Source organism: Pseudomonas sp. (assembly GCF_050739775.1).
GTDB lineage: Bacteria > Pseudomonadota > Gammaproteobacteria > Pseudomonadales > Pseudomonadaceae > Aquipseudomonas.
In genome coordinates, this window is record NZ_JBOICA010000023.1 from 79,350 (window position 1) to 89,025 (window position 9,676).

10 protein-coding genes are annotated in these 9,676 nt (G+C 61.0%); 7 read left to right on the forward strand and 3 right to left on the reverse strand.

Annotated elements, in window-relative coordinates:
* Positions 1–218: 218 nt before the first annotated feature.
* Complete coding sequence (locus ACRESH_RS14075; protein WP_431742570.1) at positions 219–1,415, reverse strand: aromatic amino acid transaminase; 1,197 nt, start codon at positions 1,413–1,415, stop codon at positions 219–221.
* Positions 1,416–1,549: 134 nt separating this feature from the next.
* Positions 1,550–2,575, reverse strand: a complete 1,026-nt coding sequence (locus ACRESH_RS14080) for an Ldh family oxidoreductase (protein ID WP_431742571.1) — start codon at positions 2,573–2,575, stop codon at positions 1,550–1,552.
* 148 nt (positions 2,576–2,723) lie between these two features.
* On the opposite strand from ACRESH_RS14080, the gene ACRESH_RS14085 reads away from it, so the two are divergent.
* The 6 genes from ACRESH_RS14085 to ACRESH_RS14110 all read left to right on the forward strand — a co-directional run bounded on the left by ACRESH_RS14085 (position 2,724) and on the right by ACRESH_RS14110 (position 8,021).
* On the forward strand, positions 2,724–3,593 hold the full coding sequence (locus tag ACRESH_RS14085) for a MurR/RpiR family transcriptional regulator (RefSeq protein ID WP_431742572.1): 870 nt from the start codon (positions 2,724–2,726) through the stop codon (positions 3,591–3,593).
* A gap of 31 nt (positions 3,594–3,624) precedes the next feature.
* Positions 3,625–4,383: a transporter substrate-binding domain-containing protein gene (locus ACRESH_RS14090; RefSeq protein WP_431742573.1), complete on the forward strand. Its 759-nt coding sequence runs from the start codon at positions 3,625–3,627 to the stop codon at positions 4,381–4,383.
* Between the two features lie 138 nt (positions 4,384–4,521).
* The gene (locus ACRESH_RS14095) at positions 4,522–5,241 is read left to right on the forward strand and encodes an ABC transporter permease (protein ID WP_431742574.1); all 720 of its coding nucleotides are present in this window, start codon (positions 4,522–4,524) and stop codon (positions 5,239–5,241) included.
* The gene (locus tag ACRESH_RS14100) at positions 5,238–5,948 is read left to right on the forward strand and encodes an ABC transporter permease (protein WP_431742575.1); all 711 of its coding nucleotides are present in this window, start codon (positions 5,238–5,240) and stop codon (positions 5,946–5,948) included. The genes ACRESH_RS14095 and ACRESH_RS14100 overlap by 4 nt, the downstream gene beginning before the upstream one ends.
* Before the next feature lie 24 nt (positions 5,949–5,972).
* The gene (locus ACRESH_RS14105) at positions 5,973–7,214 is read left to right on the forward strand and encodes an NAD(P)/FAD-dependent oxidoreductase (protein ID WP_431742576.1); all 1,242 of its coding nucleotides are present in this window, start codon (positions 5,973–5,975) and stop codon (positions 7,212–7,214) included.
* Between the two features lie 18 nt (positions 7,215–7,232).
* Entirely contained in the window at positions 7,233–8,021 is a 789-nt protein-coding gene (locus tag ACRESH_RS14110) for an amino acid ABC transporter ATP-binding protein (protein ID WP_431742577.1), read from the forward strand.
* A 75-nt stretch (positions 8,022–8,096) separates the two neighbouring features.
* Here the strand turns inward: ACRESH_RS14110 and ACRESH_RS14115 are convergent, their stop codons facing one another.
* On the reverse strand, positions 8,097–8,387 hold the full coding sequence (locus tag ACRESH_RS14115) for a hypothetical protein (protein WP_431742578.1): 291 nt from the start codon (positions 8,385–8,387) through the stop codon (positions 8,097–8,099).
* Positions 8,388–8,807: 420 nt separating this feature from the next.
* Between ACRESH_RS14115 and ACRESH_RS14120 the strand changes: the two genes are divergently transcribed.
* The gene (locus ACRESH_RS14120) at positions 8,808–9,623 is read left to right on the forward strand and encodes a gamma-glutamyl-gamma-aminobutyrate hydrolase family protein (protein ID WP_431742579.1); all 816 of its coding nucleotides are present in this window, start codon (positions 8,808–8,810) and stop codon (positions 9,621–9,623) included.
* Positions 9,624–9,676 lie beyond the last annotated feature (53 nt).

Consider the following 9,676-nt stretch of genomic DNA (forward strand, 5'->3'; position numbering starts at 1 on the left):
GGCTGAGAGTGGCGAAGCAGAGGCATCACCGCCCCTCAACCATACAAAGAGGGGCGCGATTGTGCGCCCATTGGTTGCACTTGCAAAGCCCTGGCCGACGGAGCGGTTGCACCAAGGAATACCTGTAGGAGCGGATTCATCCGCGAAGGGTCGCAGTGCGGCCCCGTAAGATGGGCCTGCTACGCAGTCCTTCGCGGATGAATCCGCTCCTACAGGGGTCAGGCCTGCACTGCCGCGATAGCCTCAGCCACCTGCTGCAGGTTGTCCGGACGCAGGCCGGACATGCACACCCGGCCGCTGTTGATCAAGTAAACACCGAACTCATCCCGCAGGCGACGCACCTGCTCGACGCTCAAACCGGTGTAACTGAACATCCCGCGCTGAGTCAGGAAGAACTGGAAGTCCTGACCTGGCAGCAGCACAGCCAGCGCATCAACCAGCCCCTGACGCATCTCGAGAATGCGCAGACGCATCTGCTCTACTTCAGCAGCCCATTGGGCATTGAGCGCAGCATCACCGAGCACCGCGGCCACCAGTTGGGCGCCGAAGTTCGGTGGGCTGGAGTAATTGCGACGCACTGTGGCCTTGAGCTGGCCGAGTACGCTTTGCGTGGTGTCGGCATCGTCGCAGACCACCGACAGCCCCCCTACCCGCTCGCCGTACAGCGAGAAGATCTTCGAGAACGAGTTGCTCACCAGGCACGGCACACCGGCACGGGCCACTTCGCGGATGGCGTAGGCATCCTCGACCAGGCCTTCACCGAAGCCCTGGTAGGCGATATCGAGGAACGGAATCAGGTTGCGCGCCTTGACCACCTCGATCACCTGCTGCCATTGCGCCTGGCTCAGATCAACCCCAGTCGGGTTGTGGCAGCACGGGTGCAACAGCACGATGCTGTTGGCCGGCAGGCCCTGCAGGGCTGTGAGCATGCCGTCAAAATCCAGGCCGCGCGTGCCTTGGTCGAAGTACGGGTAGGTGTTGACCTTGAATCCTGCGCCTTCAAAAATCGCCCGGTGGTTGTCCCAGGTCGGATTGCTGACCCACACCTGCGACTCGGGGAAGTAGCGCTTGAGGAAGTCGGCACCGACTTTCAATGCGCCGGAGCCACCCACGGTCTGCACGGTGGCTACACGGCCGCCCTGCACTGCCGGATGATCGGTGCCGAACAGCAGCGCCTGGATTGCCTGGCGATAGCTGTTCAGACCTTCCATCGGCAGATACAGCGAAGCCTCATGCGGCTGGCCGGCCATGCGCTTTTCAGCTTCGCCGACCGCGGCCAGTTGCGGCACCACGCCTGCGGCATCGTAATACAGACCGATACTCAGGTTGACCTTGTTGGCGCGCGGGTCGGCCTTGAAGGTCTCCATCAGGGACAGAATCGGATCGCCGGCGTAGGCATCAACATGTTTGAACACAGCGTGCAGCTCCTTGAGTCAGGACAGTTCGGACTAAATGCTGTGTCGAGGATACCTGTACCTGCACCTGAGTGACATCACCCTTGGTGCAACTGATCTGTGCGAGATTGCACGGTATCCTCATCGTGAGTCATTTACTGAGCCAACGCCTGCAACTGCTCCAGCTCCTGCTCCGTCACCGTCACCCCCTGCCGGGCCGACAACTCGCGCTCACGATATCGCCGCTCACCCGGCATCCGCTGCAGGCCCACCGACTGCATCTGCCGTACCAGTTCATGGCTGCGCTCGGCAAAACAGTTACCGACCGACTTGGCCGGGTCGATGACGATGAGCAACTGCCCGGTCCAGGGCGTTTTCGCGCCCGGATGCTGCGACCAATCGAACTCCCAGGAAAAATGACCTCCGGTCAGCGCAGCCGCCAGCAACTCGACCATCATCGACAAGGCCGAGCCCTTATGCCCACCAAACGGCAGCAGCGCACCGCCGTCGAGAATCTTTTGCGGGTCGCGAGTCGGCTGGCCCTGACTGTCCACACCGATACCATCAGGCAGTTGCTCGCCTTTGCGCGCAGCAATCTGCACATCGCCGTGGGCCATGGCACTGGTGGCCATGTCGAAAACGATGGGATCACTGCCGGCGCAAGGCGCGGCAAAAGCAATCGGGTTGGTGCCGAACAACGGCTGCCGGGCGCCATGAGGCACCACGCAGGTCATGCTGTTGACCACGCTCAAGGCCACCAGACCTTCATCGGCGAAGGGCTCGACATCCGGCCACAGAGCAGCGAAATGGTGTGAGTTATGGATTGCCAGCACGGCGATCCCGGCACTGCGCGCCTTTTCCACCAGCAGCTCACGCGCAGCGGCCAGCGCCGGTTGGGCAAAGCCGCCCTTGGCATCGACACGCAAATAACCACTGGCGACATCATCCACTTCAGGCACGGCCTTGCCATCGACCCAGCCACTGGCCAAGGTCGAGACGTAACCTGGAATGCGGAACACCCCATGGCTGTGAGCACCGTCGCGCTGGGCGCTGGCGCAGTTGAAGGCCAGCACGCGGGCAACCGCTTCACTGCTGCCATGACGGACAAAAATACGCTGCAACAAGGCCTGCAGGTCGGCAAAAGCGATCTGCGCGACAGCAGTGTCGGGACGTGCGGACATCTGAAGCTCCCTTATTGGATTTGGAATGGGCGACAGCGATGAGCAATGACGAAACTTTCCTCTTGTGACAGCAAACTGTCAAATGTTGACTTGATGACAGAAAACATTCATTTTCTGTTTCCACGTGCAACCGCCTTCGAGAATCGCCGTGAGCCAACCGATCAAGCAACGCCTGGAAAACAGCCTGCATAACGCAGCGGCTTCAGGTCGCAAGATCGCCAGCTACATGCTCGCCCACCTCAGCGACCTGCCGTTCGAAACCTCGGCGAGCCTGGCGGCGAAAATCGGCGTCAGCGAATCCAGTGTCGGGCGTTTCTGCCGGGCTTTGGGTTATGAACACCTCAAGGCGCTCAAACACGACCTCAAGGACGACCTGGGCGATGGCCCCTGGCTGGTCGGTGATCGTTTGCAAGAATTCCGCCAACAGCATGGCAAGGATGCCGCGGGCCTGGCTCGCAGCCTTGAGCAGGAAGTCGGTGCACTGGTGCGAGTCTACGAGTACAGCCGAACCCCGGCCTGGGAAGCGGTCAGCCAACGCCTGGCCCAGCGGCGCAAGGTGTTTGTCGCAGGGTTTCAGACCGAGCGCGGCATCGCCCTGTGCATGGCCCACCTGCTGCAGTACCTGCGTGACGGTGTGCAGGTGGTCGATGGCAGTGCCGGGCATTTTGGCGAGGTGTTGCTCAGCGACCCGGCCGACTGCGCCCTGGTGGTGTTCGAAGCGCGCCGCTATTCACGCCATGCCCTGAACCTGTGCCGCAAGGCACATGAGACAGGCATCCCGGTAACACTGGTTACCGACACCTTCTGTGACTGGGCCGATGCCAACGCCGACGAGGTGTTTCGTATCCCCACCGAGTTCAATCTGTTCTGGGAGTCCACCGCGACGATGCTGTCGTGGGTACACCTGATGGTCAACGAGGTCTGCAAGAAGCTTGGACCGGATGTTGAAAAACGCTTGGAAGCAACTGCCGCTCTACACAATGAATTCGTTGGCTACACGTCAGCGAGCAAACAATAGCAAGAGTGCAAACAACAGATCGAGGTGTGACATGAAACCCGTTATCCGCTTTGCAGGTGCGTGCGCCCTGCTGCTTGCCGGTGCAACCATGGCTCAGGCCGAAACCCTGAAAATTGCCACCGAAGGCGCTTACCCGCCGTTCAACTATGTCGATTCGGATAACCAACTGCACGGCTTTGATGTCGATATCACCAAGGCCCTGTGCGAACAGATGAAAGTCGAATGCACCCTGGTGGCCCAGGACTGGGAAGGTATCATCCCAGCGTTGATGGCCAAGAAATACGACGCGGTGGTCGCATCGATGATCAACACCGAAGAGCGCCGCAAGAAAATCGCCTTCACCAACCATTACTACAAGACACCACTATCGGTAGCGGTGGCCAAGGATAGCGAGATCAGCGACGCGCAGACTGACTTCAAGGGCTACACGGTCGGTGCGCAATCCTCCTCGACCCAGGCGATCTACGCCGAAGATGTCTACGGCAAGGCCGGTGCCGGGGTCAAACTCTACCCGACCCTCGATGAAGCCAACGCCGACCTCGTCGCTGGGCGACTGGACGGGGTGATTGCCGACAAATTCCCGCTGCATGACTGGCTGGGCAAGGCCGGCAAGGACTGCTGCAAGATCCTCGGCGACGTCAACGGCACCAAGGCCGATGCCTCGATTGCCGTGCGCAAGGAAGACCAAGCCTTGCGCGAACGCCTGAACAAAGCCCTGGACGAGATCGTCGCCAACGGCACCTACCAGAAGATCGCCAGTCGTTACTTCGACTTCGATATCTATCAGTAATCCTGGCCCAGGCCTCCTGAAGGAGCTGGCATTGCCAGCGATGCAGACACCGCGGATTAACTGACACCGTGTCGATGCTATCGCCGGCAATGCCGGCCCCTACAGGGGTGCGCGTCTGTCTTGCAAGAGGGTTCGCCCATGCTCGAACAACTGTCCCTGTTATCCTTCGCCAGCGGCGGCTGGGGTCAAGCCCTGCTGGCCGGCGCGCTGGTGACCATATCCCTGGCCCTGGCCTGCCTGCCCATCGGCTTGCCCCTGGGTCTGGGCGTGGCCTTGATGGCTCGCTCGCGCAAGCGCTTTCCCCGCGCTGCGGCGACGATCTTTTCCACCGTGTTCCGCGGCCTGCCTGAATTGCTCACGCTGTTGATCATCTACTACGGCTGCCAGATCGCCGCGCAGAAAATCCTTGCGGCCATGGGCTACGAAGGCGAGGTGCTGATCAACACCTTCCTGGCGGCGATGATCGCCTTCAGCCTGGTGTTTGCTGCTTTTTCCAGCGAGATCTGGCTCGGTGCCTTTAAAACCGTCGCCAAAGGTCAGTACGAAGCCTCCCAGGCCTTGGGCCTGAGCAAGGCCACGACCTTTCGCAAAGTGATTTTCCCGCAGCTGGTGCGCATTGCCATGCCGGGCCTGTCGAACAACTGGCTGTCGCTGCTTAAAGACACCTCATTGGTCTCGACCATTTCCCTGGTCGACCTGATGCGCCAGACCAACCTCGCGGTCAGCGTGACCAAGGAACCGATGTTCTTCTATGGCGTCGCCTGCCTGGGCTACCTGCTGTTCTCGGCCTTGTCGGGACGGGTCTTCGTGTTCATCGAGCAGTACTTCAGTCGCCACCTGCGGAGTGCCCGGACATGAGCCTCGATCAATTGATAGCACTGGTCCTCGATCCCGATCTGCTGGAGCGCTACGGTCCGCGCTTTATCGACGGCCTGCTGGTCACCGGCAAACTGGTGGCGATTTCTTTCACCCTGGGCGCCCTGCTCGGCATGCTGCTGGCTTTGGCGCGCTTGTCCAACAGCCTGCTGCTGCAGCGTCTGAGCGCCGGCTACATCTACTTCTTCCGCGGCTCGCCGCTGCTGGCCCAGCTGTTCTTGCTGTACTACGGCCTGGGGTCGCTCAAAGGCTTCTGGCAGGACGTGGGGTTGTGGTGGTTCTTCCGCGAAGCCTGGTACTGCACGCTGCTGGCCTTCGTCCTCAACACTGCCGCCTACCAGGCGGAGATCTTCCGTGGCGCCCTGCTGGCAGTCGCCCCCGGCCAGTATGAGGCGGCCAAGGCCCTGAGCCTGAAACGCTCGACGACCTTCTTCAAGGTGATCCTGCCGCAATCGATGATCGTCGCCATCGGCCCGCTGGGCAATGAACTGATCCTGATGATCAAGGCCAGCGCGATCGCCTCGCTGGTGACCATCTACGACCTGATGGGCGTGACCAAACTGGCCTTCTCGCGCAGTTTCGATTTCCAGATTTACCTGTGGGCCGCCGTGCTCTACCTGCTGATCGTCGAAATCGTGCGCCGCAGCCTGAAACACATCGAAGCCCGACTGGGCCGCCACCTGCACTGACAGCCTGCTGTGAGGACCGTTCCAATGCATTGTCAAACCATCGTTCTGGGCGCCGGTATCGTCGGCGTTAGTACGGCCCTTCACCTGCAGGCCCACGGTCGCAAGGTCATCCTCATCGACCGTGACGAACCCGGCAGTGGCACCAGCCATGGCAACGCCGGGCTGATCGAGCGCTCCAGCGTGATCCCCTATGCCTTTCCCCGGGAGTTGTCGAGCTTGCTGCGCTATGGGCTCAATCGCCAATCCGATGTGCGCTACAGCCTGACCCACGTGCCGAAGATCGCACCCTGGCTGTTCAAGTACTGGCAAAACTCATCGGCTGCCGGCCTGAGCGTCGCCACCCGCGCCATGCTGCCGCTGGTGCAACGTTGTGTGGAGGAGCACGACGCACTGATCGATGCCGCCGGGCTTGCTGACCTGGTCAAGGCGAACGGCTGGATCGAGGTGTTTCGCAACGACGCCGCCTTCAGCAAGGCCAAGGCTGATGCGCAGGCGCTGGCGCCTTACGGCTTGAGCTACGAGATCCTTGATCGCCAGCAATTGCATGCACGCGAAGCCAACCTCAGCGACAACGTGGTCGGTGGCATCCACTGGCTCGACCCCAAGACCGTCACCAACCCCGGCGGCCTGACCCGCGGCTACACGGCACTGTTCGTCAAGCGTGGTGGCCAGTTCATCCATGGCGATGCGCGCACCCTGCGCCAGATCGACAGCGAGTGGCAGGTCGACAGCCGTCAGGGGCCGATCACCGCACCCGAGGTGGTCATCGCCCTCGGCCCGCAATCGGCTGACCTGTTCAAGCCCCTGGGCTACCGCATCCCGCTGGAAATCAAACGCGGCTACCACATGCATTACCGGGCCCTTGAGGGGGCCGAACTGAAGCATTCGATCTGCGATGGCCAAGGCGGTTATGTGCTCGCGCCTATGGCCCAGGGCATTCGCCTGACCACCGGCATCGAGTTCGCAGCGAGCAGCGACGCCGCCAACGAGATTCAGCTCAAGCGCTGTGAAGTGCTGGCACGCAAGATCTTCCCCCTCGGTCAGCGTCTCGACGCCCAACCGTGGCTGGGGCGGCGCCCTTGCCTACCGGACATGCGCCCGGTGATCGGCCCGGCGGCCCGCCACAAGGGCCTGTGGTTCAACTTTGGCCACGCCCATCACGGCCTGACGCTGGGGCCGGTCAGCGGCCGTCTGCTGGCCGAGATGATGACCGGCGAGTCGACCTTTACCGACCCTGCGCCCTACAGCGCGGCACGCTTCACTTGATCGCGGGAGAATAACAACATGACCGCTTCACTGAGCCTTGCAGCAACCAGCCCTGTCCGGCACGCCGACCCGCGCAAAGTCGTGGTCAGCATCGAGGGTTTGAACAAACACTACGGCGCCTACCATGTGCTGCGCGACATCAATCTGAACGTTCGCGAAGGTGAGCGCATTGTACTGTGCGGGCCTTCGGGTTCGGGCAAATCCACCCTGATCCGCTGCATCAACCGCCTGGAAATCGCCGAGAAAGGTCACATTCGTGTCAACGACACGGACTTGGCTCTGACCACCCGCCAGGCCGCCGACGTACGCAGTGAAATCGGCATGGTGTTCCAGCATTTCAACCTGTTCCCGCACATGAGCGTGCTGGACAACTGCACCCTGGCGCCGATGAGCGTACGCGGCCTATCGCGCAAGGAAGCAGAGGAACGTGCCCGGTTCTACCTGAACAAGGTGGGTATCGAAAGCCAGGCCAACAAGTACCCCAGCCAGCTTTCCGGTGGCCAGCAACAGCGTGTGGCGATTGCCCGGGCGCTGTGCATGAAGCCGAAGATCATGCTGTTCGACGAGCCGACCTCGGCGCTCGACCCGGAGATGGTCGCCGAAGTGCTGGACGTGCTGGTGAAACTGGCCGACACCGGCATGACCATGCTCTGCGTCACCCACGAAATGGGCTTCGCTCGTCAGGTCGCCGAACGGGTGCTGTTTCTTGATGGCGGGCAGATCATCGAAGATGCCAGCCCTGAGGCGTTTTTCAACAATCCGCAAACTGCGCGGGCCAAAGGCTTCCTCGCGCAGATCCTGCACTGACGCGTTGCAACCGATCGCCAGCAACGCTGGCTCCTACAGAGTAGGAGCTGGCGCTGCCAGCGAGAGGGTTTGCACCTATTGCGGATGCATCTTCGACTTGATCAAGCCGATGATGAACGTCAGCACCGCACCCCCGGCACCCCCGCCGATAATGCTGCTGATCAGCGCTGCCAGGTCCACTCCACCACCCGCGGCCGCAGCAGCGGGCTCGCCGGTTATCGCCGCGATAATCTGCCCGAGCACCACACCGCCGATACCACCGACGACCGAGTTGAGCCCTGGCCCCATGCTTTGCTTGCTCATGCCGACGGCATTGCCGCCTACTACACCGGCAATGACCTGAACCACCAGACTGACAATATCCATGACCTGAACCCTTTGCAGCGTTGAGAGAGGACGACTCGCATCCGGCTACTACAACAGGCACGACCACAGGATCAGAGGCGTCTTGACCCGGTCAACGACAGCAGGCTGTTGCCGATGGGCAGAGTATAGGTGGGCAGCGGCCAACTCGCTGTCAAATATAATGAACCGTGAGAATCACTGGCAGCGCCGGTTAGCAAGGCCTGCAAAGCGATAATTGCACTCAGGCAATGACTGGCTTCGGCCACGCAAGCTGAAGTCGTTTGACATATTAAACGGCTCTGGCAAGCTGTATGACAGGTTTCGACCGGAAATATTGGCCCCTTGCGCCCTTCCGGCAGTGCTCGAAACCTCAGGTAGCGCAAAGGTTTCAACTGCGCGCCTGCATAATAATGACAGGCCGCGCCTGTCCCAAGGTGACATATGCCCAACAGCAACATTGGCAATAAGAAACAAACCCTTCGCAAACCCGTCGTCCTGATGACCATGGGCGCCCAGGAGCGTAAAGGTCACGACTATCAGGTCATGACTCACAAATACATCGTGCCGCTGGTTGAACATGCCGGTTGCGTACCCGTCCTGGTACCAACCTGCTGCGGCATCGAAGACCTCGAAACCTACCTGGACATGGCTGACGGTGTTTACCTCACCGGTGCTGGCAGCAATATCGACCCAGCCCTCTACGGCCAGGAGAACCAAACCCCAGGCAAAGCCCAGGATCGTGACCGCGACCTGTTCGACCTACCCCTGGTGAAACTGGCCATTGCCCGCGGTCTGCCGATCTTCGGTATCTGCCGTGGCATGCAGGAAATCAACGTAGCCCTGGGTGGAGACATCTACCAGAAGGTTTACGCAGAAGCTGGTTTCAATGATCACCGGGAAAACCCGGAAGATCCGGTAGACGTGCAGTACAGCGCTGTTCACAGCGTGCGTCTGGAGCAAGGCAGCTGGTTGCAAAAGCTGCTGCAAAGCGACGAAATCCGTGTCAACTCGCTGCACGGCCAGGGCCTGAACAACCTCGGCAAAGGCATCGAGCCCCTGGCTCACGCCGAAGATGGCCTGGTAGAGGCTATCCATGCTCCGAGCCTGTCGCCCTTCCTGTTCGCCGTGCAATGGCACCCAGAATGGCAAGCGGCGCAGAACCCGGACTCGGTGAAGATGTTCCAGGCCTTTGGCGACGCCTGCCGCAAGCAGGTGGCCAAGACCGACGGTGTTAACAACCTTAGCTCGGCGGCCTGACCTACCGCAATCGCGGGGCAAGCCCGCTCCTACGGGACCTGTAGGAGCGGGCT